Below are 26540 nucleotides of genomic sequence, written 5' to 3'. Positions count from 1 at the left end.
ATTCTCCTTACTCAGGCAACTGCCTGGCTGACTTTAGGCATAGCAAGGCTTAGTGCCTGACGCTCATCTGCCTGCTCGTGTAGCAATTCACCGGCGATTTCACCTTCCCGCATAACTACGATCCGGTCGGCGACACCAAGGACTTCGGGCAGGTCACTGGAGGCAAACAGTACCGCCACGCCCTGCGCGGCCAGCGCATAAATCACGTTATAAATTTCATGTTTAGCCCCCACATCGATGCCGCGCGTAGGTTCATCAAGCAAAATGACTTTCATCTCTTCGGATAACCAACGCCCCAAAATGGCTTTTTGCTGATTACCGCCGGAAAGATTCATGATCAATTGCTCTGCACCTGGCGTTTTGATGTTGAGAGAACGAATGTGGTGATCGGCATTATTGGCTTCCCAGCCGTTGTTGATCACGCAACCGCCGTGCACATGTTTGCGACGAGCGCTGATGTTGATATTGTCGCGCACCGAATGCACTGGAATAATGCCCTCCGCTTTGCGATCTTCCGGGCAGAGCATCATGCCAGCGGCAATGGCGTGGCCCGGTTTACGGATATCGATCGGCTGTTGGTCGATATAAACCTGCCCAGCGGTAATTTGCGTACCGCCAAACATGCCTTTCATTAATTCGCTGCGCCCTGCCCCCACCAGACCAAACAGGCCGACGATTTCGCCACTGCGAACAGCCAGGCTTATTGGCGTACGCACACCTGGCGCCTTTACCGCATCCAGACGCAAGCGCTCCTCGCCATAGTTGCGCGGTTGCCAGCCGTAGATATCGCCGATGTCGCGACCAACCATTGCCTGTACCAGCGAGTCATGATCTACCTGCTGCATGTCGGTAAAGGTTTTGACGTAACGACCATCTTTAAAAACAGTGATGGCATCGCTGAGCGCAAAAATTTCTTCCATACGGTGAGAAACGTATAAGATCACCCGCCCCTCTTTTCGCAGTTCACGAATGACGCGAAACAGATTGTCTATTTCACGCGCGGATAAGGAGCTGGTTGGTTCATCAAAAGCGATAATTTTGGCGTTACGTGCCAGAGCTTTGGCAATTTCAACCATCTGCCATTGCCCGATGGAGAGATATTTCAGCGGCGTATCCGGGTCAATATCCATACCCAGATGTTTGAGCTGTATCCCAGCTTCATAATTCAGCAGTGAACGATTCACGATGCCGCCTTTATGAGGAAGCTGGCCGAGATAGATGTTTTCCGCGACGGTCATTTCCGGCACGAGATGCAGTTCCTGGTAAATAATCGCGACACCCGCATTCAGTGCTGCGGTGGTATCGGAAAAGGACATTTCCTGCCCATTAATCACTACAGAACCCGTGGTTGGCGCATAGTTTCCACTAAGGATTTTTAAAAGTGTTGATTTTCCGGCGCCATTTTCACCCATCAACGCATGAACCTGACCGGCATAACAGTCAAAACTGATATCCGTAAGCGCCTTAACGCCTGGAAAGGTTTTACCAATGCCGCGAAATGAGAGATACGGGGTAGACTGTTGCATAACGTCTCCGTGAATCACTGGTCGTTTTACACCCCCTCTGCATAACGCAGAGGGGAATTTTTCCGGCAGATTACTTACCGCCTAAACCTTTTTTCTCCAGTTCTTCTTTAAAGTTGTCACGCGTGATCAGCACCACGTCGGTAACTTCAGTGAATTTTGGCGGTTCAACGTCTTTTGCTACCCAGTTGTAAAGCATTTCGCTGGATTTATAGCCATGAACGTCCGGGCTTGGCAGCAGTGAACCATAGAAACCCGTAGCCTGTGCCTTTGACAGTTCACTCACCGCATCCACACCGTTAATACCGATACCGATAATATCTGCGGCTTTAAAGCCCTGACCTTCCGTCGCGCGTACGCCACCCAGCACGGTGCTGTCGTTCATACCGACGATCAACCAGTGTTTAACTTCAGGATGCTGAACCAGCATAGAGTTGGCGGCGTCAAACGCCCCTGGAATGTCGTTAGATTTGGTAGGAACTTGATAAATTTGTTTTTCCGGGAATCCGGCGGCTTTCAGCGCATCCATAGAACCGGTGGTACGACGACGGGCGGTATCCAGTTCGTTGGCAGTAATCGCCATTACGGCGCTTTCTTTCACATCCCAGCCACGTTTCTGCATCTCTTTATACAGTTCCTGGCCCTGACGTTCGCCAATTTTCGTCGCCGCCATCATCACCAATGGAACGGTATCAACCGGCTTACCTTTGGCATTAACAAACTGATCATCCACGGCAATAACTTTCATATCGTAGCCACGCGCTTTCGCCACGATGGCTGCACCCAGTTTCGGGTCCGGAGTACAGATAACAAAACCTTTCGCGCCACTGGCTGCCAGGCTATCAATAGCGTTCAGTGTTTTTTCGCCATCAGGTACGGCTATCTTAATAACTTCAAAGCCTAAATCTTTCCCGGCTTTATCGGCAAACTTCCATTCAGTCTGAAACCACGGTTCTTCTGGTTGCTTCACCAGGAAACCGAGTTTCAAATTTTCCGCCATAGCGGATTGTGACATAACGGCAGCCAGACCGATGGCTGCAAGAGCTTTAGTAAATTTGTGCATGGTTATCTCCAGCTTTAGCATCATTTTGTGTAGGGCAAAACCTAAGAACTTTCGTTAATTCAATCGGAAAACAAAGCATTACCTTTGGCGAAAAGATAAGTGACTGTGTTGGCATAGTTTTAGCGAGAAATTAATTCTCCATAGGAGAGCAATATCACACCGCAGAATTACAGTGAGAACGTGCATGAATTTAGCAATAAAAGACATACGGAAGACGTCAATTGTATGACAAATGAGAAATGACTTAGCAGATTAGTCCATAAGATTAGCCTGGAAATCCTTGTGGCATCATTTGATAGCTCTGGCGTGTCTTCTTTTTAATCTAATTTGCTCGGGCAAGAAGCTGCTCATTACAGCTGAATGGTGAATGATGTAAGAAGAATAAAAATTCCAGACAAAATTCCTTTCGCTGTTAATTATCACCACCTTCATTAATGAAGGATAAATCCATAATGCGAGCATCATCGCAAAACTGAAAAAATACCTAAAAATATAAGAACAGCATCATGAAATTGATAAATTCATTTAATATCAATAACATCCAAAAATTCACAACATTGAGAGTTATTGCAAATCAATAACTCTAATCAATGAAATGTAAAAAAATATAAACTTGGTGATTTAAGGATTTTCTTATAATGCTTCAGACGTTATGCTTATTTCAGATCATCGTCAGAATTGACTCCAGGATCACATTTCGGACCCGCAGAAAGGAATTATTCTGCAAACAGTAATTACGGTGTTTTGATTTATCTTGCACCTCTCGTCTTCTGGATATAAGGATATTAGGTATGGCAACCACTGGAATGCTTCTCAAACTCAACACTCAAATGAACCGCGAGTTTTATGCATCCAATCTCTACCTCCACCTGAGCAACTGGTGTTCTGAACAAAGTCTGAATGGCACCGCGACTTTTCTTCGCTCCCAGGCACAAAGTAACGTGACTCAAATGATGCGCATGTTTAACTTCATGAAAAGCGTCGGAGCGACGCCCATCGTTAAAGCCATTGATGTACCTGGCGAAAAACTGAACTCTCTGGAAGAACTCTTCCAAAAAACGTTGGAAGAATATGAGCAGCGTTCAAGCACGCTGGCGCAATTAGCAAATGAAGCTAAAGAATTGAATGATGATTCTACTGTCGATTTTCTGCGCGATCTGGAAAAAGAACAGCAGCACGATGGTCTCTTACTGCAAACCATTCTTGATGAAGTGCGCAGTGCGAAACTGGCCGGTATGTGCCCTGTCCAGACCGACCAGCATGTTCTGAATGTCGTGTCGCATCAGATACATTAATAAAATCGGCGCATGAAAAGATGCGCCGAATACACAAAAAGTGGTGAAAACCGCTGCCTCACATCGCTGAGGCGGCGGTTTTTTAATGGGATTCGTTTTGTGGGGTAAACTTTAGCTCAATCAACGCGATGGCTTTTTGAATAGCACGCATAGTGACTGGGTCAGCAGCAGCCGGATGGTGGGTAAAATCAATATTCTTCAGCTGGCTGGACATTTTTTCACGAACCTCAACAGGCGCGATCACATCGAGCACGTCGAGAATTTGTTTGATCACCAACTGGCAAGCAACAACATCAGAAACCAGTTCCTGATCGGCATTCAGCGGCTGGGACATCCTAAACTCCTGATAGCATTTTGAAAGCCGTTATAGTAGCGGCTTCCCTTCCTCAACGATAGTCACATCAGCCCGCATCAGGGTATAAAAAAACCTGCCGGAGCAGGTTTTTTTATTATCTGAACATATTGCCTGGCGGTACGTCTTTGAACGTCTTGCAATAATTATTGAACATGCTTTTCAGGATCTTACGCAGTTTCATCGCGCCACTCCGATTATTTGTTATGCAGGTGTTATTGTTCTTGCTGCTTATAATATGACATCCATCACAAAAATCAATCTTTATGTGATGCAAATCACATAAATACCCCTTTAATGTTACATAAATGATAACCACAAGATGTGTGCGTTCTGAAGAAAGCAAGGAATAGCGCTAATCCGTCGTCTTTTCTGTCCATAACCTGGCTGTGTCCACAAGTACAATACCTGTTTCTTCTCCCTCTTCAGGCTGTGACATGAAACATCTGATAATTGTTTTTTCACTTTTAACAGTAGCGGGCTGTACCGTAACTCGTCAGGCTCACCTCAGCGATGTTGATGCCACGAGTGGCATTGTACGCCTCGTTTATAATCAGGCTTTTTTACAACACGCCCGCACTGACAACTATCTCGATCAGGGAATCGCGAACCGCGCATGTCAGCAGGTTGGATTTACCCGCGCCTTTGCGTTTGGGCAACCTGTAAGTAACTGTAGTTTGTTTGCAGGATCATTATGTCTGAATACGCAATTTACACTGTCGTATCAGTGCCGATACTTAACCCCCTCGGCTTATCAATAAAGATTTTAATCAGCGAGGGAGGCTTCGCTGGTTAATTACCATCTCAAATAGCGTTAATGCGTTTTATTCACATTCGCATTTTTAATAATTGACTTTAATATTTTACCTTTTGCAAATAATAAAATAACAAATTATAGTGGCGCCACAGCAACAAATATAACCTTTGTGGAGCACTATCATGCTGAAACCAGAAATGATTGAAAAACTTAATGAGCAGATGAACCTGGAACTCTACTCTTCACTGCTTTATCAGCAAATGAGCGCATGGTGCAGCTATCACACCTTCGAAGGTGCTGCCGCGTTTCTGCGTCGCCACGCCCAGGAAGAGATGACGCATATGCAGCGTCTGTTTGATTACCTGACCGATACCGGAAATTTACCGCGAATTAATACCGTTGAATCACCGTTTGCTGAATATTCTTCACTTGATGAATTATTCCAGGAAACTTATAAACACGAACAATTAATTACGCAAAAAATTAACGAACTCGCTCACGCTGCCATGACTAATCAGGACTACCCAACGTTCAATTTCCTGCAATGGTATGTGTCTGAGCAACACGAAGAAGAGAAGTTGTTCAAATCTATTATTGATAAATTGAGCCTGGCGGGGAAAAGCGGCGAAGGACTTTATTTCATCGATAAAGAACTCTCTACCCTCGACGCACAAAACTAATCTTCTCTGGCGGCAGATTTTCTGCCGCCGTTTCAGATCAGTGACGACAAATCTTACTTTTATCGGTTGAGAACCCCTCTTCGCAGGGAATAAATTTGCCTTTTTCCGCCAGAAAAGCCACCAACTCTCCCGCTGTCATCCCTTCAGCCGAGCAAGTATGAAAACGTGTCTGATCACCAAAACGCGCTTTGATCGCCGCTTCCAGGCTGGCGTGCGTATATTGCTCACCTGATTCAATCATCATATTTAACACTTCATGACCGTGAATCGATTCCATCGTTCCTCCTCAAAAAAAACATAGCGTAACGATCCCCGCGCCTTATGGCTTTGCGCCAGCTCAGTTCTGAATGCATTTATCGTACATTTTTATTTACACCAAATGTAACGTCGATTTGACGAAATATGGATAATGCCTTAACCTGCGCCGCAGATATCACTCATAAAGATCGTCAGGACAGAAGAAAGCGTGAAAAACAGAACTCTGGGAAGTGTTTTTATCGTGGCGGGAACCACAATTGGCGCAGGTATGCTGGCAATGCCGCTGGCAGCGGCTGGCGTCGGTTTTACCGTCACTCTGACATTGTTAATCGGCTTGTGGGCCTTGATGTGTTACACCGCGCTGTTACTGCTGGAAGTGTATCAGCATGTCCCTGCAGATACCGGCTTAGGCACACTGGCAAAACGCTATCTGGGCCGCTACGGTCAGTGGCTGACCGGCTTCAGTATGATGTTTTTAATGTATGCCCTGACCGCAGCATATATCAGCGGTGCCGGTGAATTACTTGCCTCCAGCATCAGCGACTGGACAGGCATTTCAATGACCACAACCGCTGGCGTGCTGTTGTTTACTTTTGTTGCCGGTGGTGTGGTTTGTGTTGGGACATCGCTGGTCGATTTATTTAACCGTTTTCTGTTCAGCGCCAAGATTATTTTCCTGGTACTAATGCTGGTATTGCTGCTACCACATATTCATAAAATCAATCTGCTAACGCTGCCACTGCAACAGGGTCTGGCATTGTCTGCAATTCCGGTGATTTTTACCTCGTTTGGTTTTCACGGTAGCGTACCGAGCATCGTCAGCTATATGGATGGCAACATTCGTAAATTGCGCTGGGTGTTTATTACCGGTAGCGCGATCCCTCTGGTGGCATACATTTTCTGGCAACTGGCGACACTGGGCAGTATTGATTCAACAACCTTTATGGGACTGCTGGCGAATCATGCTGGATTAAATGGGCTGTTACAGGCATTACGCGAAGTGGTGGCCTCGCCGCATGTCGAGTTGGCAGTGCATTTATTCGCTGATTTAGCCCTCGCCACATCTTTCCTGGGCGTAGCGTTAGGCTTATTTGATTATCTGGCGGATTTGTTTCAGCGTTCCAATACTGTTGGTGGAAGACTGCAAACCGGTGTAATTACCTTTCTGCCGCCACTGGCGTTCGCGCTGTTTTATCCACGTGGTTTTGTAATGGCGCTCGGGTATGCTGGCGTAGCGCTGGCAGTATTAGCGTTGATAATTCCTTCACTGCTGACCTGGCAGAGCAGGAAGCATAATCCACAAGCAAGCTATCGGGTGAAAGGTGGACGTCCCGCACTGGTGTTGGTGTTTATCTGTGGCATTGGCGTGATTGGCGTGCAATTTTTGATTGCGGCAGGATTGTTGCCAGAAGTGGGATAAATGCTTTGCCGTGTATATGGACATAGTCCAGATTTTTGTCCGCATCCTTAAAACATGGGTGCCAGAGTTAATTCTGACACCCAATATAGCCTCTTAATGCAGGCAGCACTGCTTATATTTCTTGCCACTACCACATGGGCAAGGGTCGTTACGACCAGGTTTTTCTTCAGCTTTAATCGGTTGCTGAACAGCTTTTTCCTGAGGATGCGTCATCCAGTAAGCATGCAAATCAAGCGCCGCCAGTCGAATGGCATCCACGCTTTCTTCAAACGCTTCTGGCGACATCTTCTCTACGCGCTCGAAGTTTTCCTCAGTACCGTGCAACGCAATCGCTTCAAGCGCTGGTTTTAATGAGTCAGGCAATGCTGACCAGTCAGAAAGCGCAACGCCACGCATATAGCCAAAGCACCACTCTTCGACAATCGTCAGCTCGCTACCGTCAACTTCTCGTAGACCAAATAACGGTTCAAACTGTTCAGGAAACTCGTTGAGGCGCTCTGCAGTATCGGCCATATGTTGAAACGCCAGGTTCATAAAGCGCGTCATCTCTTTCTCTGACGCCCAGCGCGGCACATAATCCGCCCCACCCCACACAGCAACCAGCCACTGTTCTGGTTCAATTTCTTGCGGAGAACTCAACACCGCCGTCAACAAACCGTCCAGCTCTGCCACATCAAGGATGGCGTGGTCTGTGTTGTATTTGGTCAAGATATCATCCAGCCATTCCAACTCACTTTCGTTTAACGGTCCAGTTTTCATACGCTTTTCCTTGTGGATCTCGACTCGCCAGCACCTATCTTACATGTCGGTCTGGCATAGAGATACTTTTCGAGTGGATTACCCGGAGATTAAAAATCAGAGAGGGTGTAACGACAAGTTGCAGGCACAAAAAAACCACCCGAAGGTGGTTTCACGACACTGCTTATTGCTTTGATTATTCTTATCTTTCCCATGGTACCCGGAGCGGGACTTGAACCCGCACAGCGCGAACGCCGAGGGATTTTAAATCCCTTGTGTCTACCGATTCCACCATCCGGGCTCGGGAAAAATTGGAGGCGCGTTCCGGAGTCGAACCGGACTAGACGGATTTGCAATCCGCTACATAACCGCTTTGTTAACGCGCCAAATTCTTCAGGCTTTTCAGCCAGACACCCGCTTAATGCCGATGTCGTTTAAACTGGAGCGGGAAACGAGACTCGAACTCGCGACCCCGACCTTGGCAAGGTCGTGCTCTACCAACTGAGCTATTCCCGCAATCATCAAGCAATCAGCTAATTACTTGATTTTATTATCGTCTGGCAATCAGTGCCGCCGTTCGATGCGTTGCATTCTACTTACCTGACGCGTTGAGTCAACGATATTTTTCATCACTTTTGATCGTTTGCTGAAATTTGCGTCGAAACGATCACTGATCAAGCAAATCTGCGCGAGCAGCGCTCAAATATTGCAACATTGACCAGAGTGTCAGCACCGCAGCCACAAAGAAAAGGGCAATACCGGCGTACTCAACCCAAATATTCGGGCGCCACAGCAACCAGGCCAGCGCGACCATCTGGGCAGTCGTTTTGACTTTACCAATCCAGGATACGGCCACACTGCTACGTTTACCGAGTTCAGCCATCCATTCACGCAGAGCAGAAATGATAATTTCACGGGCAATCATCGTTGCCGCCGGTAAGGTCACCCACCAGCTATGATAATGCTCGGTTACCAGCACCATGGCGATGGCGACAAGCACTTTGTCTGCTACTGGATCAAGGAAGGCACCAAAACGGGTACTCTGGTTCCAGCGACGCGCCAGAAAACCATCGAACCAGTCAGTCACCGCCGCGACGCAGAAAATGAGCGCGGCAGCAAACGGCGACCAAGTAACAGGTAGATAAAAAACCAATACAAAGAATGGGATAAGGATGACACGGAACAGTGTGAGCAACGTAGGGATATTAAATTGCATAATGACGGGTAACTATCTGTTGTCAGTAAGATTACCCCTATGTTGCTACAGAGACATCAATGTTTCAACGACCAGAAGATCTTTTCTGCCAGACCTTGCGAAATACCCGGCACTTTTGCAATTTCTTCGACGCTGGCGTTACGTAAACCTTGCAAACCGCCCATATATTTCAACAACATTTGTCGACGTTTTGGCCCGACGCCTTCAATGGTTTCCAGGGTGCTGGTATTTTTTACCTTCGCCCGTTTTTTGCGATGTCCGCCAATCGCATGATCGTGTGATTCATCGCGAATATGCTGGATGACGTGCAACGCAGGCGAATCTGGCGGTAAGCTAAAGCCCTCTCCTTCAGGCTCGAAGAACAATGTTTCCAGCCCAGCCTTACGGTCGGCCCCTTTGGCAACGCCAAGTAACAACGGATGGTTTTTATCCCAGGGGACGTCCAGCTCGGCGAAGACATTTTTCGCCTGCGCAAGTTGTCCTTTGCCACCATCAATCAGGATCACGTCCGGAATCTTACTGTCATCGATGGCTTTACCATAACGCCGACGCAACACCTGATTCATCGCCGCATAATCATCGCCCGGCGTAATGCCATTGATGTTATAGCGCCGATACTCCGCACGCAGTGGACCATTAGCATCAAACACCACGCACGAGGCAACGGTTTGTTCGCCCATCGTATGGCTGATATCGAAACATTCCATCCGTTTCACTTCCGGCAATTTCAACACGCTGGCAAGCGCTGTCAGTCGCTGATGAACGGTTGATTGCTGCGAAAGTTTGGTGGTTAACGCTGTTGCTGCATTCGTCCGCGCAAGTTTCAGGTAACGCGCCCTGTCGCCACGCGGTTTGGTCTGAATGTTTATCTTGCGCCCCGCCAGTTCTGATAATGAATCGGCGAGCAGCGTTTTATCGCTAAGATTAAAATCGAGCAGGATCTCACCCGGGAGAGTGCGCATCTGGCTGCCCTGTAAATAGAACTGACCAACAAAGGTTTCCACGACTTCGCCCAGTTCCGTACCGCCCGGCACCTTCGGGAAATAGCTACGGCTACCGAGCACTTTGCCCTGACGAATAAACAAAACATGGACACATGCCATGCCAGCATCGAACGCCACGCCAATAACATCAAGGTCGTCGCCCGTATTAGAGACAAATTGTTTTTCGGTGACGCGTCGCACCGCCTGAATTTGGTCGCGAATACGAGCTGCCTCTTCAAACTCCAGATTCTGGCTGGCTGTTTCCATGCGGCTAATCAGTTGCTTAAGCACCTGATCGTCTTTACCCGATAAAAACAGGCGCACATATTCAACCTGCTGGGCATACTCTTCTTCGCTAACCAACCCGGCCACGCACGGCCCAAGACAGCGCCCTATCTGGTATTGCAGGCATGGACGCGAGCGATTGCGATAAACGCTATTTTCGCACTGGCGAATGGGGAAAATCTTTTGTAACAACGCCAGAGTTTCACGCACCGCATAACCATTCGGGAACGGGCCGAAATACTCTCCCTTGGCGTGCTTTGCACCGCGATGCATCGCCAAACGTGGATGTGTATCGCCACTGAGGAAGATAAAGGGGTAAGATTTATCATCGCGTAACAAAACGTTGTAACGCGGCTGATAGAGTTTGATGTAGTTGTGTTCCAGCAATAATGCTTCGGTTTCAGTATGAGTCACCGTGACATCGATTTGCTGGATCTGGGCGACCAACGCTTCCGTTTTGCGCGAAGCGAGATTGCTACGGAAATAGCTGGAAAGCCGTTTTTTCAGGTCTTTCGCTTTACCGACATAAATAACCGTACCACCAGCATCATACATGCGATATACGCCCGGCTGGCTGGTGACGGTTTTTAAAAACGCTTTTGCGTCAAACTGAACACTCACTGACTTGTTAACGTCTCCGCATTACACAAACCATGGCGAATAGCCAGGTGAGTCAGCTCAACATCGCCATGAATGTTTAATTTACTGAACATACGGTAGCGATAGCTGTTCACCGTTTTCGGGCTGAGATTAAGCTGTTCTGAAATCTCATTGACCTTCTGGCCTTTGGTAATCATCAGCATAATCTGCAATTCGCGTTCAGACAAACTGGCAAATGGGCTTTCTGTTTTTTCTGGTTCGATCTGGCTTAACGCCATTTGTTGCGCAATGTCAGAAGCAATATAACGCTGCCCAGAATAGACAGAACGAATCGCGCTCACCACCTCCTGCGGGGCCGCACCTTTGCTTAGATAGCCCGCAGCGCCAGCCTGCATGACTTTTGCTGGTAAAGGGTTTTCGGTGTGAACCGTAAGCATGATGATTTTGACATCTGCGGTTGAACGGGCGATTTTACGCGTCGCCTCAAGGCCGCCAATGCCAGGCATACTCATGTCCATTAGCACCACGTCGACGGAATTTGCCCGGCACCACTTAACGGCATCTTCACCACAGGAAGCCTCACCAACGACTTTAATACCCTTTATATCTTCCAGAATGCGTCGTATCCCTGCGCGCACCAGTTCGTGGTCATCAACAAGTAGAACGTTGATCAAAGGAATATCTCCAGAAATAGGGATAACGCTACTGATAGTTAGTCATCCGTATATTAGCGGGTTTTATTGCAACTTTGAAACGTTAAAAATGGTGGGTATTCGATTTTTCTCTCATTTTTGATAATTCGATTGTCCACAGTTATGATCACGTCCGTCACCAAAAAGCTTCCGGGGCGTTGTAACCTATCTGTTAGACTGAAATGTGACAAAAATTGACTTCATTCAGCACAAATGAAAAATCATCAGCATGAATATGTAACATTAATTAACTCAATAAATACGCACAAAAAACATTCATGATATAAATATTTATTAACCACTATATTAACTAATTTAATATCAATGATGATTCAGCGACCAAAAAACAACCACTGCTATTTTTAGCAAAGCTTATGGTATACTCCGCTGCCTTAACATTTTTTACTGCAAATTTTCATTGCAACATGACGAGGAAAATAAATGAGTACGCCTGATTTTTCTACTGCCGAGAATAATCAAGAACTGGCAAATGAAGTCTCCTGCCTGAAAGCGATGCTGACGCTGATGCTGCAGGCGATGGGACAAGCTGACGCGGGCCGCGTGATGTTAAAGATGGAAAAACAGCTTGCGCTGATCGAAGACGAAACCCAGGCTGCGGTATTTTCCAAAACGGTTAAGCAAATTAAACAGGCCTACCGCCAGTAATATAAAACCGGCTGAAAGCACACCTTTCAGCCGGTTTTACACCTGGCACGCAGAATGTAATAGAGGTCATATTAAGCCAGTTGCGGCAGCGTAGCAGGCAACCTGGGTCTTATTCGGCGCGTTGATTTTTTTCTGCATGTTTTTCTGATGAAAATTAACCGTGTTCTCGGAGATTGACAAGATCATCGCAATCTCTGCCGATGTCTTACCTTCCGCGGTCCATTTCAAAATTTCCTTTTCCCGCTTACTGAAATTCATCTCCGGCGTCATCACTATTTGATCATTTAAACGCATCAGCGCCATCAGACTTTCGCGCACCAGTAACTGCATTTTTAATTGCAGCTCATCACTAAGAACAGGTATTTCGCGCGTACTGCTACGAGAAAATGACAAAAATCCCAACGCCCGGTTCGGTAGCATTAAATACTGAGTGACTCCCCTGCGTAAACCATGCGCACGCGCAGCCTCCCATAATGGCTGGGCTTCACTGAATAAGTCATCATTCCACAATAAATGGCCCTGACTGAAGTTTTCAGGATTGAGCACGGGATCAATAGCGAGAAAGTTTTTTGCCTGATAATAACTAACCCACGACTCAGGGTAATTGGTGTAGAAAGCCACTTTGGGTCGCGTGAATGGCACCGGGTGGCGAACACATAACGAATAGTAATCGTACTCAAGCTGCTGAGCCTGAAGCTCTATTTCATGGTAGACCTCTTCTGCGGCCTCCATCCTCTGAAAGCGCGACAGCATTGTGCGACGCCAGCTAAAAAAATCCGTATCCTGCATAGTAAACCGCAATGCCCCTGAGAGTGAGTATCATTTATACTGAAAACTCAAGCTATCACATAAATAAGATTTATATATAATTTATATTATTCAGATAATGAATTACTTTTGCAAGACATCGCATTCTCTTATGTTATTAATGAGTTATGCTGATTTATTGACCGTTTATTGAGTCTTCAAAAGAGTGGTTCGCCCCGGTCACTAACTCACCGGGGCTGATTTTTTCTTATTATTGCAGTAGAAACTTCTCGAGAAACTGGCGGGTACGGGGCTGCTGTGGATTAGCAAATAACGCTTTCGCCGAGCCCTGCTCTACTATCCGCCCCTGGTCCATAAAGATCGCGCGGTCAGCAACGTCACGGGCAAAGCTCATTTCGTGCGTAACAATGACCATTGTGCGCTTTTCCTGTGCCAGCTGGCGGATAGTATTCAGGACTTCGCCCACCAGCTCTGGGTCCAGTGCCGACGTTGGCTCATCAAACAAAATCACCTCGGGGCGCATCGCCAGCGCCCGGGCAATCGCCACACGCTGCTGTTGACCGCCAGATAAACGACGTGGATAGCTGGTTTCTTTGCCTGCAAGGCCAACTTTCGCCAACAACTCACGTGCGCGCGCCGTGGCTTCCTCTTTAGGTTCACCTTTGACAATCACCGGCCCTTCAATAATGTTTTCCAGCACCGTACGATGCGGAAACAAATTAAAGTTCTGGAAAACAAAACCAACGTGCTGGCGCAACTGACGAATCAGGGATTTTTGCTGACTTAACGAACGCGCGGTATCAATGGTGATATCCCCGACGGTAATCGTCCCCGCTTCTGGTTGTTCCAGCAAATTTATGCTGCGTAGCAACGTGGTTTTCCCGGAGCCGCTTGGACCTATAATCGCCACTACTTCGCCGGTTTTAACCTCCAGATCTATGCCATGCAGCACCGTCTGACCGTGGAATTTTTTCACCAGGTTTTTAACGTCAATGGCACTCATTTTGGATCCCTCTCCTGGCGATTAAGTTGATTCTCAAAATGGTTCTGCAACGTCGATAACACCGTCGCCATTATCCAGTAGATGAGCGAAGCCGCCAGATACATGGTGAAAACTTCCAGTGTGCGTGAAGTAATCAACTGCGCCTGACGGAACAGCTCTGGCACCTGAATCGTCGCAGCCAGAGAAGTATCTTTTACCAGGCTGATAAAACTGTTCGACAGCGGCGGCAGTGCTACCCGCGCGGCCTGTGGCAAAATAGCACGACGCATGGTTTGCCACGGCGTCATGCCGATACTGGCAGCCGCCTCCCACTGACCTTTATCAATGGACGAAATCGCTGCCCGCAGCGTTTCGGCTGCATAGGCGGCGGTGTTCAGTGACAGGCCAATCATCGCTGACGGAATCGGGTCTAATTCAATGCCAAACTGCGGCAAGCCGTAGTAGATCATAAACAGCTGTGCGATGAGTGGCGTACCACGGAAAATGGAGATATAAAAACGCGCCAGCCAGCGCACTGGCCAGACGGGCGACAGGCGCATCAGCGCGAGAATAAATCCCAGCAGTAAGCCAAAAAACATGCCGCCGATGCTGAGTTGCAGCGTATACCCTGCCCCTTTCAACAGGAACGGCAGAGAATCAATAACCAGTTGTATACTTTCTTGCATGAGCATTTCCGGCGCTAAACGTGGGGATGATAGGCGAACAGTGCAGGCGCGCCCCCGGTATGAATAAACAGAATCGGTCCTTCATCTTTGAAGCGTTTCTGACTTATACCATCAATCAGCCCCGCCATCGCTTTTCCGGTATACACGGGATCAAGCAGAATGCCTTCCAGACGCGCCAGCAGTTTCACCGCCTCCATGCCTTCGTCATTCGGCACACCGTAACCAGGCGCAAAATAGTCATCCCAGAGTAAAATTTCCGCTGATGCAGTCAGCTCCAGTTCTTTCGCGATCGTCTGTTGTAGGCTAACCACCTTCGGCAACTGGTCAGCAACAGAACGTGAAACAGTCACGCCAATCAGTTCTGTTTCAGGCATCAGTTGTTCCAGCCCTACAGCAAGCCCGGCGTGAGTTCCGGCACTGCCTGATGCCACCACCACCGACGATATATTAACCGCCCCTTCACACTGCTGGGCAATTTCCAGCGCACTCTCCACATAGCCCAACGCCCCTAAAGCATTGGAACCGCCAACCGGAATGACGTATGGGCGAAAGCCTTGCGCTTCGACGCGAGTCGCTAACTCTTCCAGTTGGGCATCAGGATCGGTCAGCGCATCGCACATTTCAATCTGAGTATTGAACAGATCCAGCAACAAGCGGTTGCCGTTGGTTAAATAGTTTTCTGCGGCAGTACCAATGGGATTTTCCAGCAGCGCCACGCAGTGCAGACCAAGTTTTGCGGCTACTGCGGCAGTCTGGCGCACATGGTTAGACTGAATCGCTCCGGCGGTAATCAGTGTATCGGCACCTTCGCGCAAGGCGTCTGCTGCGAGAAATTCCAGTTTGCGTAACTTATTTCCGCCCATTGCCAACGGGGTGACGTCATCCCGTTTGATGAAAATGTCCCGCCCGAGATAATCAGAAAAACGTGGCAGATATTCGAGCGGTGTCGGTGCGCCGATAAACTCCAACCGTGGAAAACGAGTTAAATTATGCAATGGCATAAAAGCCTCCGATGTGTGTTGTTGTGATCTTGTTATTATGCACGCTGGAAACGTATAAATAAAAAATGCACCGATTAAAGCGCCCTTTTTTGTCATTATGCCCGTCCAGAATAGCGTTGACACGTTCCCGACTGTGAGTTCAACCGAGGGATGCAACACACTGGTTGAACCGTTCTGTGAGTGATTCGTACTCTGGAGTTTTCTCGGTCTTTCGTTGAGCATATGGCAACTGTAGTACTCATGGATTCCGGGCGATAGCAGGTAGTGTGTTAATAGAATCAGATTTGTGGTCCCGTGATGCTGTTGAATATCCGATGGGTCATCAGGAACGTAACGGTGTAAAGGCTGCTTATGTCCATAAAGCAGAAAATCTGATGTCCCCTGGTTGCGGGGATAACTTCTCCTGGCATCTTAGGTTGATCAAGCCTGGTTATCCATACCCATTCATTAATAAGGAAACCATTATCTTTATATTAATTATTATTTATATCCATGTCTGTTTTTAGGATAAAAATATTATATTCCATGACGGTATTTTCAGGCACTTTTCTTATAAAAAAGCAGAGAAACACTCACTATCTAAAATTACACCGACCAATAAACAAACTAACATCCAGAAAACATTACAATTTCAAATTACTCGCCAAAAAAAATCGACCTGATTGCTTGAGATGGATTTTCTCTGTTTATTTGCAATAATGCTCGCATCGATCATTTGTATGATGATTGGATGATGCATATTACTTCCCAATGACATTACACAGTCAAAACATTTAACCCACCATTCTTAAACAAAAAAATGGAGCTTTTGTGAAAATCAGAATTAATAAAAAAGAAATGTTTAATATATATATAAACAACAGAAAAACATTCGGCATAACGCAAGAGGGAATGAAGACAACATTACTATTCAGCCTTATATCTGCCACTCTGGCCATTCAGCCTGCTTTGGGAGCTAAAAAGGAAGTTACTCTTTCTGAAGGAAACCCTGCTGAAATATCTGAAAATATCATTGGTGCTGATGGCGTGCGTCACCCCCCGGGTAATGATGATGGGGAAGCCGGTGAAGATGCTCTCATTGTTAATGTTGTACCTGGTTCGTTACAGGATGAAAATATCCTGACAATTAACAGCGGAACTCGCATTAGTGGCGGTGAAGGCGGATGGGCTGGTGATGATGATGTTACTAAGATGGGGTCTGCAGGAGGCCAGGGCGGCACAGCTATTACTGGAAATAATTTTACTCTTGTTAATTATGGTGATATTTCCGGTGGTAAGGGTGGTTGGGGAGGTTATGGTAATGGCGGGGGCGATGGAGGTGAAGCGGGTACCGCTATTTCCGGAGATGATCTTACCATTACGAACAACGGAAGCATTAAGGGTGGCAATGGCGGAATGCCTGGAGCCAGTGGTTATGGCGATAAGAGCGGTGGTTTAACGGGGACTCCTGCTGTTGGTGGGGCTGCCATATCTGGCAATAATCTTCAAATAAGCAATAACGGAAATATCACTGCCGGGCAAGGTAGTAGTGGTGCCTGGTGGGCGGTATGGGGGGCTTCTGCCGGCACCGGAGGGAACGGAGGCACGGCAATATCCGGAAATAATATGGAGATAACAAATAATAATCACATTACAGGTGGCCAGGGGGGGGATGGTGCTCGCGGTGGTGAAGGTAGTGTCGAATTTTCTACCGTTCCGAATATTAATGGGAGTACCGGTGGTAGTGGTGGTATTGGAGGGTCTGCTATATATGGTAATAATATTAAGATAAATAATACGGGAGATATAACTGGCGGACAGGGAGGCACTGGTGGTGAAGGTGGTAGCGGTGGTACAGATGAATATGATTACACTGACTCAGCGCCCCTTGGTTCTGGTGGTACGGGAGGTATTGGTGGCACCGGGGGGATTGCCATATCTGGAAATAATATGGAAATAAATAATTATGGAAATATTATTGGTGGAAATGGCGGCACTGGTGGTGATGGTGGCGATGGATGGCGTTCCCTTGAAAATAATAAAACTGGTGCCGGAGGTAATGGTGGCAACGGAGGTAATGGTGGTACTGCTATCTCCGGGAGTAATATCACGATAAATAATCATGGCAGGATATTGCCTGGGAGTGGCGGACAGGAAGGTGAAAGTAACGTTATCTTCTCCGGAGGAGTATCTGGTAACAGAGGGCAAGATTGTGATACCGCAATATCTCTGAATGGTGGAACTAACTCGTTGAATCTCTTCGCTGGTTCTGTCATTCAAGGTGATATTGTTTTGAATAATGTTGAAAATAATGCTGATGGTAATTCTCTGTCCATTACAAATAAAGACTCCGCCAGCTCTGAGATCAAAGGCAATCTGAGTGCGGGTACAGGTACACATATTTCCGTTTCGGGAGCTGATGTCACCTTTAGCGGAAGTTCGGTATTTGACAGAGATTCATCGCTGAGTATGAGTACAGGTTCCAGTCATTTAACTGCCAACAATATCCAGTTCAATAACGGTGCAGTGCTTAATGTTGATACTGCCATGACAATATGGAAGCAAAATGAGTACGGCTTGTTGACGACCTCCGACGGCATAACAGGGCTCTCTGAAAATAATATTTATCAGCATAATAATCTACTGAGTGATGGTGCTGAAGACTATGTTTTAACATCACTTAGTGGTAACGGGCAGACAGTAAAAGAGGTTAGTTCTTCCCTGAAGTGGAATGACCCCTCAGGAAATGGATATGGCACGTTTGATCTAAGGAAAGGCGCGGTGTTAGAGCTGAAGGTGCGACTTGCAGATAACAATGCTGTTCAGTTATCTCATGGCTGGGATGGAAAAACGCTGACCAAAGCAGGCGAAGGAACACTGATTCTGTCTTCCAAAAACACTTACACGGGTGTAACAGACATCCGCGGCGGCAATGTCCGCATGAACAGCAACAGTGCTCTGGGGCAGACCAGCGAGATTCGCCTGGCAGACGACACCATGCTGGACATGAACGGTCACAGCCAGACCGCAGGTAAACTGAACAGCGCAGCAGGTTCCATACTGAACATTAATGGCGGTAATCTGACCCTCACAGGTGGAGGCCTGTCTGCAGGTACCCTCATCGGCTCTGGCTCCCTGAACATCAGCGGTGGCGTGTTCGATATTACTGGTACCAGCCGCGCCCTGAATGCCACCACCACTATCGCAGAAAAGGCAATGGTGAAAGTGCTTAATACTGACGGACTGGGAACAGGCTTGGTTAACACTGCCGGCACACTGATTCTGGGCAAGGCTGATGCACCTGTCATGCTTGCCAACAGCCAGGTCACCATCGCTCAGCAGGGGACACTCTCCGGCTCTGGTGGTGTCGCCGGGAACGTAACCAACAGCGGTACTCTTGACCTGAGAGCCGATGCTCCGGGTAATGTACTGACGATCGGAGGTAACTATACCGGTAATAATGGCTTACTGCTCATGAACACCGCTCTGGGGAATGACAGCTCCGCAACAGACAAACTGGTTATTAAAGGCAATGCTTCCAGTCAGACCCGAGTGGTTGTTATAAATGCAGGTGGTACCGGAGCACAGACACTGAACGGTATTGAGTTGATTCATGTCGACGGAAATGCTGACAGTGCTGCATTTATTCAGGCCGGGCGTATTGCCGCCGGGGCTTATGACTACACGCTGGGACGTGGTCAGGGAAGCAACCGTGATAACTGGTATCTGACCAGTGGTAAAAACACTCCGTTCCTGCTGCGCGCTCTGAAAGCAATGCAACCCCCTGCCCCTGAACCTGCTCCGGGTGGTCATGACAACGACCTGCGCCCGGAAGCTGGCTCCTACACGGCGAACATTGCTGCCGCAAACACTCTGTTCGTGACCCGTCTTCATGAACGCCTGGGGCCAATGCATTACACCGATGTGATTACCGGTGAGCAGAAAGAAACCAGCATGTGGATGCGCCATGAAGGGGGACACAACCGCTGGCGTGACGGTACAGGTCAACTGAAAACACAGGGTAACCGTTACGTCCTGCAGATGGGCGGTGACCTGGCCCAGTGGCGCCGGAACAGATCTGACCGCTGGCATCTGGGGGTTATGGCTGGTTACGGTAATGACCATAACAATACAGATTCTGTACGTACCGGATACAGTTCAAAAGGCAGTGTGAAAGGATACAACACAGGTCTGTATGCCACCTGGTATGCTAATGATGAGATACATAGCGGGGCTTATCTGGATAGCTGGGCACAGTACAGTTGGTTCGATAACGATGTGAAAGGTGACGGACTACCGGGGGAATCCTGGAAATCAAAAGGTCTGACAGCCTCACTGGAAACCGGTTATGTCTGGAAAACCGGTGAGTTTACCGGTAGCCATGGCAGTCTGAACGAATGGTATGTCCAGCCTCAGGCTCAGGTTATCTGGATGGGCGTAAAAGCTGATGAGCACCGCGAACGCAATGGTACCCGTGTTGAAAGCACTGGTGACGGTAACGTCCATACCCTTCTGGGCGTGAAAACCTGGATTAAGGAACACAACAGAATGAATGACGGCAAATCCCATGAGTTCCGTCCGTTCGTTGAGGTGAACTGGCTGCACAACACCCGTGATTTTGGCACCCGCATGAACGGTGTGACGGTACATCAGGACGGCGCCAGCAATATCGGAGAAGTAAAAACCGGTGTTGAGGGACAGATTAATGACCATCTGAACCTGTGGGGCAATGTGGGTGTACAGATCGGTGACGAGGGATACAGTGACGCCTCTGCCATGCTGGGAGCGAAGTATACATTCTGAACCGGGTAGTGGAGTAGCCAGCGCTTTATCAGTCAGTGCATGAGAGAAACGGGATAACCTGCTCAATGACCGTTGGTTATGACTGCGACCAGAATGCGCTGGCTGAACGAATAAACGGGCTCCTGAAAAACTCGCGTCCTGCAGGACCGGATAATAGTAAAAAATCCGTGGCAATTTATAACCATGAGCGGCCACACCTGGCACTGAAAGACAAAACGCCCGATGAAATTCATCAGGCGTTTTACAGACAGAAATCTGTCAACTTATAGCAGGACCAGTCAATACGTTGATTATTTGCTCACATCAGCACCAAACCATTTTTCGGAAAGGGCTTGCAAGGTTCCATCTTTTTGCATTTCTGCAATGGCATCGTTAACTGCTTTCAGCAAGTCTTCGTTACCTTTACGCAGCGCGACACCTGACTCCTGGCGGGAGAAGGCTTCGCCAGTTACTGCCAGCGTATCATTGGTTTTCTTCACCAAATCCAGCGCCGCCAGACGGTCAACCAGGATGGCATCAATACGGCCTACGCGCAGATCCTGGTACTTGGTCGGGTCGTCATCATAAGTGCGCACATCAACACCCTGAACATTCTGACGCAGCCACTCTTCATAGTTGGTGCCTAAACCAACACCAACTTTTTTACCTTTCAGGTCGTCTGCGGTTTTTATTGTGCCTTCATTACCTTTTTTCACCAGCGCCTGAATACCGGAAATGGTGTAAGGGGTAGAAAAATCGTATTTTTTCTTGCGTTCATCAGAAATGGTGACCTGGTTAATCACCACATCGATGCGTTTAGAATCCAGTGACGCCAGCATCCCGTCCCATTTGGTCGGTTTTAATGCGGCATCAACGCCCAGATGTTTTGCCAGTTGTTGGGCAAATTCCACTTCAAAACCAGTCAACTTGCCGTCATCGCCCTGAAAGCTAAACGGCGGGTAAGTCCCTTCCAGTCCCACCAGCAACGTGCCACGCTCTTTTACTTTATTGAGCAGGCCTTCGTTGGCAAAACTTTTCACGCTCATACCCGCAACCAGCGCCACGGCCATAACGCCCATCAACGCCTGATGTCCCAGATGTGCTAGTTTCATATTCACCCCGAATGTTGTTTTGTTGGTTTGCAGTGTAGAGCCATTGTTTGTAAACACAAAAACAACTCTGCTACATCTTATTCTTATTTAATATATATCAGAAGCTGACATGCAGGGGGATATCTGCGCAAGATCACCGCGGGTTTGCGTCTGGTAACACTGATACTTACGTAATGCGATGCGGTAATTATTGGTGCTTGTGGTGGGTAGCCAAGGCGCCAGGTTTTCATCAAGAAAACCATCCTGCAGCAGGTCGGTGGAAATATCTTGCTCGCTTAAATAATTACCCAAACGACGCAGACGTACCACATACTCGCGCACAGTACCGGGGCTCATTTCAGTATGGTCAAAGAGAAACTGCTTGAAGCCGATAATATCAAAAAAATCACTCTGCGTTTTGCAGTGTAAATCGCCGCAAAAACGACACAACGCGGACCATGATTTTTGTTCTTCCTGCCAACCATTTTCATCAAGCAGTGTATCGAGACGGGAAATCTCGATTTTATTCACTATTTTGCCGTCGCGAACCAGCGTAATGCGATCAAGTAGTTTACGGCAAAATGCGCAATGGGTTTGACTGTGTTTAAAGTCTTTAAGATAGCGACTCAATGGCCGCCTTTTCTGGTGCTGCATCATTATTAAGAACTCCTGGTATTCAAAATTAATGTGCGGCATTTACTTAAGTTATAACTTACCCAGTTTGGTGCGTAACCGTTTAATGGCCTGACTGTGTAACTGACTGACCCGCGATTCACCGACTTCCAGCACCGCGCCAATCTCTTTGAGATTAAGCTCTTCCTGGTAATAGAGCGTTAATACTAACTGTTCACGCTCCGGCAACATTTCGATGGCTTCCATTACCCGTTGACGCAAATTACTTTCCAGTAATTTTTGTAACGGGTTTTCGCGCTGATGATCGTCACTTACCAGTTCAATACTATCGCCGTGCTCTTCACGCCACTCATCGTAGGAAAAGAGTTGGCTGTTATTAGTATCAAGCAACATTTGTCGATAATCGGCGATTTCGATCCCTAAACGTTCTGCCACTTCAGTTTCTGTGGCGTTACGGCCAAGTTCCTGCTCCAGTTGCCCCATTGCCTGCGCCACTTCACGCGCATTGCGTCGCACGCTTCGTGGCACCCAGTCACGGCTGCGAAGTTCATCCAGCATAGCGCCACGGATTCGCTGCACTGCGTAAGTTGTAAATGCCGTTCCTTGCAGGGCGTCATAACGTTCAACGGCATTAAGTAATCCAATGCCGCCCGCCTGTAGGAGATCATCAAGTTCTACACTCGCGGGCAGTCGGACCTGCAGGCGCAATGCTTCGTGACGCACCAGCGGGATATAACGCTGCCACAGCGAGTATTTATCCATTACACCTTCAGCGGTATAGAGTGATTTCACGATAAACAACCCTGCGTTATATAAGTAATCGGCATAATTATCCGTTTCTGCAGGTTTTTTAATCGGACGATTAATGGGTGAAATAAGCGGTTATTTAGAGTGATCGGTAAATAATGAGCAAAATAACCCCGCCGGACGCGGGGTTAAGAGATCTGACAACGTACGCTTCATCTTGCCGGATGCGGTGTAAATGCCTTATCCAGCCCAGACGAATATGCAAATTTAATTAATTGCGATTCACCTCGTAGGCCTGATAAGCGTAGCGCATCAGGCAATTTGGCGTTTGCTGTCACTATCGGTTAGTCAGGTTTTGGTGATTAACCCTGCAGCAGAGACAGAACTTGCTGCGGCACCTGGTTAGCTTTAGACAGCACGGAGTTACCCGCCTGCTGGATGATCTGCGCTTTCGACATGTTGGACACTTCGGTCGCATAGTCGGCGTCCTGAATTCGGGACTGCGCTTCAGACAGGTTGGTGGTGGTGTTGTTCAGGTTAGTGACCGCAGAATCCAGACGGTTTTGTACGGCACCGAGGGAGGAGCGGAATTTGTCGACTGATGCAATCGCTTTGTCTAAAAGTGCCAGTGGATCAGCAGAAGAAGCCCCTGAGAACTGTGCAGTCGGAGTTGCTGTAGATAATTCAACTTCAACCTTGTTCTCTGTGGCTGTTGCTGCAGTGTCATCATCAAGCGCCGTTGAAACCGTTGTAGCGTAGTTTTTACCCTGGAATGTTACATAACCCGCAGCCGCACCTTTAGAGTCAGCGGCAACTTTAATCAGTTGATCTTTCTGAGTAGCCGCAGTCGTTAGTCCATTATCGGTGTCTTTGTATTCGACATCGGCTTTATTCAACGTGACTTTACCGTTTGAATGATCAATCGACGCGGAGTAGAAATCACTGCCGGATTGTACGACGAACTGTGCAGTGGCAGCCCCTTCCGCATCCAGTGTATTGTGTAACGTCAAGCTAGAAACATCGACTGTTTTACCTGTCGCAGTAGTCAGATCTTTCGCAACAGCAGTGAAATCAACACCAACGGGTTCCGTTCCTGCATCACCCGTAATTTGAGTAATGGAACTGCTAACATTCAGCGACTGACCCGAAACGGAGAAACCATTCAACCCTAATGTTGAAGAATCAATTTTCTGCAAATCGATAGAGATGGTCTGCCCATCATTCGCGCCAACCTGAATCTTCATCGAACCGTCTTTCGCCAGCACATTCACGCCGTTGAACTGGGTCTGACCGGAAACACGGTCAATTTCATCCAGACGGGATTTGATTTCGTCCTGAATAGAAGACAGGTCGGAATCAGAGTTAGTCCCGGTCGTCGCCTGAACGGTCAACTCACGCACACGCTGCAAGTTGTTGTTGATTTCAGACAGTGCGCCTTCTGCGGTCTGCGCCAGAGAAATACCGTCATTGGCGTTACGCGCGGCCTGAGTCAGCCCTTTAATGTTAGAGGTGAAACGGTTAGCAATCGCCTGACCAGCGGCGTCGTCTTTCGCACTGTTAATACGCAGACCAGAAGAGAGGCGCTCGATAGAAGTCGACAGCGCAGACTGGTTTTTGTTGATGTTGTTCTGAGTGATCAGCGAGAGGCTGTTGGTGTTAATGACTTGTGCCATAATTTTTATTCCTGTTTTTTAGCTCTACGGTTTAAGTATTGGGCTTCCACCCTTCGGCTTCGTCGCCGTCAACCCTGTTATCGTCTGGTCACTCACAACCTTTAGAATTTTTTTCTAGCCGTCGAAATACTCCCCTTCCTCGTTGCTGTTCGTGTCATTAGGCCCAAAAATAAATCGTAAACTTTGCCCCGCTTGCGCCGATAACCCCGGTATTCGTTCTACATGTCGCATGATTAAGGAATATATATGGCTAGTATTTCAACGCTCGGGGTTGGGTCGGGGCTGGACTTAAGCAGCATCCTCGACAGTCTTGAGGCGGCAGAAAAATCTACCCTGACGCCGATATCAAAACAGCAAAGCTCGTACACCGCGAAACTGAGCGCCTACGGGACGCTGAAAAGCGCGCTGGAGAGTTTTCAGACCGCCAACACGGCACTGAATAAAGCCGACTTATTTACTGCTACCTCAACCACCAGCAGTTCCTCAGCTTTTAGCGCCACCACCACGGGCAGCGCAATTGCCGGAAAATACACCATAAGTGTCAGCCAACTGGCACAGGCACAGACGCTCACGACCCAAAACAGCCAAAAAGACAACAAAGCCGCCATCGCCACCAGCGATAGCGTACTGACCATCCAGCAAGGCGGTGGAAAAGATCCCGTCACGATTGATATCAGCGCGGCTAACTCGTCACTCTCTGGCATCCGCGATGCAATTAACAACGCCAAAGCCGGCGTCAGCGCCAGTATCATCAATGTGGGTAACGGCGAGTATCGTTTGTCTATCACCGCCAATGATACCGGTAGCGATAACGCCATGAAACTGAGCGTCAGCGGCGACAGCGCCCTGCAAAGTTTTATGGGTTACAACGGAACGTCGGGTGATAGCAGTAATGGCATGATTGAAAGCGTCACCGCGCAGAACGCCAAACTGACGGTTAATAACGTTGAGATTGAAAACAGCAGCAACACTATCAGTGACGCGCTGGAAGATATCACTCTCAACCTGAATGACGTCACCACTGGTAATCAGACCCTCACCATCAGCAAAGACACCTCCAAAGCTGAAAATGCGGTTAAAGCGTGGGTGGATGCCTATAACACGTTACAGGATACGTTCAGCAGCTTAACAAAATACACCGCAGTCGATGCCGGGGCAGAGAGTCAGGACTCCAGCAACGGCGCGTTACTCGGTGACTCCACGCTGCGCACCATCCAGACCCAGTTAAAAACGCTGCTTGCCAATACGCATAGCAGTTCGGCCTATAAAACATTGGCACAGATCGGTATTACCACCGACGCCAGTACCGGTAAGCTGGAAATAGCGACTGACAAGCTGCAAACGGCCCTGAAGAAAGATGCCACTGGCGTAGGTGAAATGTTTATTGGTGACGGTAAAAGCACTGGCGTAACCACCAGCATTAGCAGCAACCTGACCAGTTGGCTCTCCTCCACCGGGATAATCCAGGCTGCAAAAGATGGCGTAAGCAAAACGCTGAACAATTTGACGGATCAGTACAACGCTGCCAGTGAACGTATCGATACATTAATGGCGCGCTACAAAGCCCAGTTCACCCAACTGGATGTGTTAATGAACTCGCTTAACTCCACCAGTAGCTATCTGACACAGCAATTCGACACCTCAAATAGCAGCTCGAAATAATCTTCAGG

The 26540-nt window shown here is 48.0% G+C and carries 25 protein-coding genes, 3 tRNA genes and 2 pseudogenes; 10 read left to right on the top strand and 20 right to left on the bottom strand.

Features of this window, described 5'->3' with window-relative positions; translation table 11 throughout:
* Positions 1–11 precede the first annotated feature (11 nt).
* Both araG and araF read right to left on the bottom strand, forming a co-directional pair.
* Positions 12–1526 (bottom strand): arabinose ABC transporter ATP-binding protein AraG, encoded by a 1515-nt coding sequence (gene araG, locus FEK43_RS12140; protein WP_130259923.1) that lies wholly within the window; start codon positions 1524–1526, stop codon positions 12–14.
* 70 nt (positions 1527–1596) lie between these two features.
* Positions 1597–2586: an arabinose ABC transporter substrate-binding protein AraF gene (gene araF / locus FEK43_RS12135; RefSeq protein ID WP_130208541.1), complete on the bottom strand. Its 990-nt coding sequence runs from the start codon at positions 2584–2586 to the stop codon at positions 1597–1599.
* Positions 2587–3377: 791 nt separating this feature from the next.
* On the opposite strand from araF, the gene FEK43_RS12130 reads away from it, so the two are divergent.
* Entirely contained in the window at positions 3378–3881 is a 504-nt protein-coding gene (locus tag FEK43_RS12130) for a non-heme ferritin-like protein (protein ID WP_130208543.1), read from the top strand.
* A gap of 82 nt (positions 3882–3963) precedes the next feature.
* Here the strand turns inward: FEK43_RS12130 and yecJ are convergent, their stop codons facing one another.
* Together yecJ and azuC are read right to left on the bottom strand one after the other, a co-directional pair.
* A complete protein-coding gene (gene yecJ / locus FEK43_RS12125; RefSeq protein ID WP_064529310.1) occupies positions 3964–4215 on the bottom strand; it encodes a DUF2766 family protein YecJ in 252 nt (83 codons plus the stop codon).
* Between the two features lie 115 nt (positions 4216–4330).
* Positions 4331–4417: a stress response protein AzuC gene (gene azuC / locus FEK43_RS12120; protein ID WP_010723106.1), complete on the bottom strand. Its 87-nt coding sequence runs from the start codon at positions 4415–4417 to the stop codon at positions 4331–4333.
* 253 nt (positions 4418–4670) lie between these two features.
* Here azuC and yecR point away from each other — a divergent pair, with 253 nt between their 5' ends.
* Positions 4671–4994, top strand: a complete 324-nt coding sequence (gene yecR / locus FEK43_RS12115; RefSeq protein ID WP_130208545.1) for a YecR family lipoprotein — start codon at positions 4671–4673, stop codon at positions 4992–4994.
* Positions 4995–5172: 178 nt separating this feature from the next.
* Positions 5173–5670: a non-heme ferritin gene (gene ftnA / locus FEK43_RS12110; protein ID WP_000917207.1), complete on the top strand. Its 498-nt coding sequence runs from the start codon at positions 5173–5175 to the stop codon at positions 5668–5670.
* A gap of 37 nt (positions 5671–5707) precedes the next feature.
* Here the strand turns inward: ftnA and FEK43_RS12105 are convergent, their stop codons facing one another.
* Positions 5708–5947, bottom strand: coding sequence for a YecH family metal-binding protein (locus FEK43_RS12105; RefSeq protein WP_130208547.1), 240 nt, complete (start codon positions 5945–5947; stop codon positions 5708–5710).
* A gap of 189 nt (positions 5948–6136) precedes the next feature.
* On the opposite strand from FEK43_RS12105, the gene tyrP reads away from it, so the two are divergent.
* On the top strand, positions 6137–7348 hold the full coding sequence (gene tyrP, locus FEK43_RS12100; protein ID WP_130208549.1) for a tyrosine transporter TyrP: 1212 nt from the start codon (positions 6137–6139) through the stop codon (positions 7346–7348).
* 93 nt (positions 7349–7441) lie between these two features.
* Here tyrP and yecA read toward each other — a convergent pair whose 3' ends face one another.
* The 7 genes from yecA to uvrY form a co-directional block, all read right to left on the bottom strand.
* The gene (yecA, locus tag FEK43_RS12095; protein ID WP_130208551.1) at positions 7442–8107 is read right to left on the bottom strand and encodes a UPF0149 family protein YecA; all 666 of its coding nucleotides are present in this window, start codon (positions 8105–8107) and stop codon (positions 7442–7444) included.
* Positions 8108–8300: 193 nt separating this feature from the next.
* Positions 8301–8387, bottom strand: a tRNA-Leu gene (locus FEK43_RS12090).
* An 11-nt stretch (positions 8388–8398) separates the two neighbouring features.
* A tRNA-Cys gene (locus tag FEK43_RS12085) sits at positions 8399–8472 on the bottom strand.
* Between the two features lie 54 nt (positions 8473–8526).
* A tRNA-Gly gene (locus tag FEK43_RS12080) sits at positions 8527–8602 on the bottom strand.
* A 151-nt stretch (positions 8603–8753) separates the two neighbouring features.
* Entirely contained in the window at positions 8754–9302 is a 549-nt protein-coding gene (pgsA, locus tag FEK43_RS12075) for a CDP-diacylglycerol--glycerol-3-phosphate 3-phosphatidyltransferase (RefSeq protein WP_001160187.1), read from the bottom strand.
* A 56-nt stretch (positions 9303–9358) separates the two neighbouring features.
* A complete protein-coding gene (uvrC, locus tag FEK43_RS12070; RefSeq protein WP_130208553.1) occupies positions 9359–11191 on the bottom strand; it encodes an excinuclease ABC subunit UvrC in 1833 nt (610 codons plus the stop codon).
* The gene (gene uvrY, locus FEK43_RS12065) at positions 11188–11844 is read right to left on the bottom strand and encodes a UvrY/SirA/GacA family response regulator transcription factor (RefSeq protein ID WP_064529316.1); all 657 of its coding nucleotides are present in this window, start codon (positions 11842–11844) and stop codon (positions 11188–11190) included. Before uvrY ends, uvrC begins: the two co-directional genes overlap by 4 nt.
* A 338-nt stretch (positions 11845–12182) precedes the next feature.
* Between uvrY and FEK43_RS12060 the strand changes: the two genes are divergently transcribed.
* Complete coding sequence (locus FEK43_RS12060) at positions 12183–12317, top strand: hypothetical protein (RefSeq protein WP_240731141.1); 135 nt, start codon at positions 12183–12185, stop codon at positions 12315–12317.
* A complete protein-coding gene (gene yecF / locus FEK43_RS12055) occupies positions 12304–12528 on the top strand; it encodes a DUF2594 family protein YecF (protein WP_000106474.1) in 225 nt (74 codons plus the stop codon). Before FEK43_RS12060 ends, yecF begins: the two co-directional genes overlap by 14 nt.
* 66 nt (positions 12529–12594) lie before the next feature.
* Here yecF and sdiA read toward each other — a convergent pair whose 3' ends face one another.
* The 4 genes from sdiA to dcyD all read right to left on the bottom strand — a co-directional run bounded on the left by sdiA (position 12595) and on the right by dcyD (position 15965).
* Positions 12595–13317: a transcriptional regulator SdiA gene (gene sdiA / locus FEK43_RS12050; RefSeq protein ID WP_130208555.1), complete on the bottom strand. Its 723-nt coding sequence runs from the start codon at positions 13315–13317 to the stop codon at positions 12595–12597.
* 229 nt (positions 13318–13546) lie between these two features.
* Positions 13547–14299: an L-cystine ABC transporter ATP-binding protein TcyN gene (tcyN, locus tag FEK43_RS12045; RefSeq protein WP_130218658.1), complete on the bottom strand. Its 753-nt coding sequence runs from the start codon at positions 14297–14299 to the stop codon at positions 13547–13549.
* Positions 14296–14964: a cystine ABC transporter permease gene (tcyL, locus tag FEK43_RS12040; protein WP_130223595.1), complete on the bottom strand. Its 669-nt coding sequence runs from the start codon at positions 14962–14964 to the stop codon at positions 14296–14298. Before tcyL ends, tcyN begins: the two co-directional genes overlap by 4 nt.
* 14 nt (positions 14965–14978) lie before the next feature.
* Complete coding sequence (dcyD, locus tag FEK43_RS12035; protein WP_135407089.1) at positions 14979–15965, bottom strand: D-cysteine desulfhydrase; 987 nt, start codon at positions 15963–15965, stop codon at positions 14979–14981.
* A 239-nt stretch (positions 15966–16204) separates the two neighbouring features.
* On the opposite strand from dcyD, the pseudogene FEK43_RS23090 reads away from it, so the two are divergent.
* From FEK43_RS23090 to FEK43_RS12020, 3 genes and pseudogenes are all read left to right on the top strand, one after another.
* A pseudogene (locus FEK43_RS23090) lies at positions 16205–16336 on the top strand (integrase); the annotation flags it as partial.
* Between the two features lie 439 nt (positions 16337–16775).
* Entirely contained in the window at positions 16776–20747 is a 3972-nt protein-coding gene (locus FEK43_RS12025) for an autotransporter outer membrane beta-barrel domain-containing protein (protein ID WP_138158559.1), read from the top strand.
* A gap of 19 nt (positions 20748–20766) precedes the next feature.
* Positions 20767–21016, top strand: a pseudogene (locus FEK43_RS12020) (IS3 family transposase); the annotation flags it as partial.
* A gap of 21 nt (positions 21017–21037) precedes the next feature.
* Here the strand turns inward: FEK43_RS12020 and tcyJ are convergent.
* The 4 genes from tcyJ to FEK43_RS12000 form a co-directional block, all read right to left on the bottom strand.
* Entirely contained in the window at positions 21038–21838 is an 801-nt protein-coding gene (tcyJ, locus tag FEK43_RS12015) for a cystine ABC transporter substrate-binding protein (RefSeq protein WP_130208565.1), read from the bottom strand.
* An 87-nt stretch (positions 21839–21925) separates the two neighbouring features.
* A complete protein-coding gene (gene fliZ / locus FEK43_RS12010) occupies positions 21926–22477 on the bottom strand; it encodes a flagella biosynthesis regulatory protein FliZ (protein WP_130260045.1) in 552 nt (183 codons plus the stop codon).
* Between the two features lie 45 nt (positions 22478–22522).
* Complete coding sequence (fliA, locus tag FEK43_RS12005) at positions 22523–23242, bottom strand: RNA polymerase sigma factor FliA (protein ID WP_064529323.1); 720 nt, start codon at positions 23240–23242, stop codon at positions 22523–22525.
* 317 nt (positions 23243–23559) lie between these two features.
* Positions 23560–24870: a FliC/FljB family flagellin gene (locus FEK43_RS12000; RefSeq protein WP_135407091.1), complete on the bottom strand. Its 1311-nt coding sequence runs from the start codon at positions 24868–24870 to the stop codon at positions 23560–23562.
* Positions 24871–25116: 246 nt separating this feature from the next.
* Here FEK43_RS12000 and fliD point away from each other — a divergent pair, with 246 nt between their 5' ends.
* A complete protein-coding gene (gene fliD, locus FEK43_RS11995; protein ID WP_130208569.1) occupies positions 25117–26532 on the top strand; it encodes a flagellar filament capping protein FliD in 1416 nt (471 codons plus the stop codon).
* Positions 26533–26540 lie beyond the last annotated feature (8 nt).

Source organism: Escherichia sp. E2562 (genome assembly GCF_005781075.1).
Taxonomy (GTDB): domain Bacteria; phylum Pseudomonadota; class Gammaproteobacteria; order Enterobacterales; family Enterobacteriaceae; genus Escherichia.
The sequence above is the reverse complement of the archived record's forward strand: the minus strand, read 5'-3'. Positions and strand labels throughout refer to the sequence as shown.

Bases quoted from the DNA above. Each gene is read 5' to 3' on its own strand.
- sdiA (WP_130208555.1), bottom strand. From the start codon at position 13,317: ATGCAGGATACGGATTTTTTTAGCTGGCGTCGCACAATGCTGTCGCGC.
- ftnA (WP_000917207.1), top strand. From the start codon at position 5,173: ATGCTGAAACCAGAAATGATTGAAAAACTTAATGAGCAGATGAACCTG.
- FEK43_RS12130 (WP_130208543.1), top strand. From the start codon at position 3,378: ATGGCAACCACTGGAATGCTTCTCAAACTCAACACTCAAATGAACCGC.
- dcyD (WP_135407089.1), bottom strand. From the start codon at position 15,965: ATGCCATTGCATAATTTAACTCGTTTTCCACGGTTGGAGTTTATCGGC.
- tcyL (WP_130223595.1), bottom strand. From the start codon at position 14,964: ATGCAAGAAAGTATACAACTGGTTATTGATTCTCTGCCGTTCCTGTTG.
- araG (WP_130259923.1), bottom strand. From the start codon at position 1,526: ATGCAACAGTCTACCCCGTATCTCTCATTTCGCGGCATTGGTAAAACC.
- fliD (WP_130208569.1), top strand. From the start codon at position 25,117: ATGGCTAGTATTTCAACGCTCGGGGTTGGGTCGGGGCTGGACTTAAGC.
- yecF (WP_000106474.1), top strand. From the start codon at position 12,304: ATGAGTACGCCTGATTTTTCTACTGCCGAGAATAATCAAGAACTGGCA.
- FEK43_RS12000 (WP_135407091.1), bottom strand. From the start codon at position 24,870: ATGGCACAAGTCATTAACACCAACAGCCTCTCGCTGATCACTCAGAAC.
- FEK43_RS12105 (WP_130208547.1), bottom strand. From the start codon at position 5,947: ATGGAATCGATTCACGGTCATGAAGTGTTAAATATGATGATTGAATCA.
- pgsA (WP_001160187.1), bottom strand. From the start codon at position 9,302: ATGCAATTTAATATCCCTACGTTGCTCACACTGTTCCGTGTCATCCTT.
- tcyN (WP_130218658.1), bottom strand. From the start codon at position 14,299: ATGAGTGCCATTGACGTTAAAAACCTGGTGAAAAAATTCCACGGTCAG.
- azuC (WP_010723106.1), bottom strand. From the start codon at position 4,417: ATGAAACTGCGTAAGATCCTGAAAAGCATGTTCAATAATTATTGCAAG.
- yecA (WP_130208551.1), bottom strand. From the start codon at position 8,107: ATGAAAACTGGACCGTTAAACGAAAGTGAGTTGGAATGGCTGGATGAT.
- araF (WP_130208541.1), bottom strand. From the start codon at position 2,586: ATGCACAAATTTACTAAAGCTCTTGCAGCCATCGGTCTGGCTGCCGTT.
- yecR (WP_130208545.1), top strand. From the start codon at position 4,671: ATGAAACATCTGATAATTGTTTTTTCACTTTTAACAGTAGCGGGCTGT.
- yecJ (WP_064529310.1), bottom strand. From the start codon at position 4,215: ATGTCCCAGCCGCTGAATGCCGATCAGGAACTGGTTTCTGATGTTGTT.
- tcyJ (WP_130208565.1), bottom strand. From the start codon at position 21,838: ATGAAACTAGCACATCTGGGACATCAGGCGTTGATGGGCGTTATGGCC.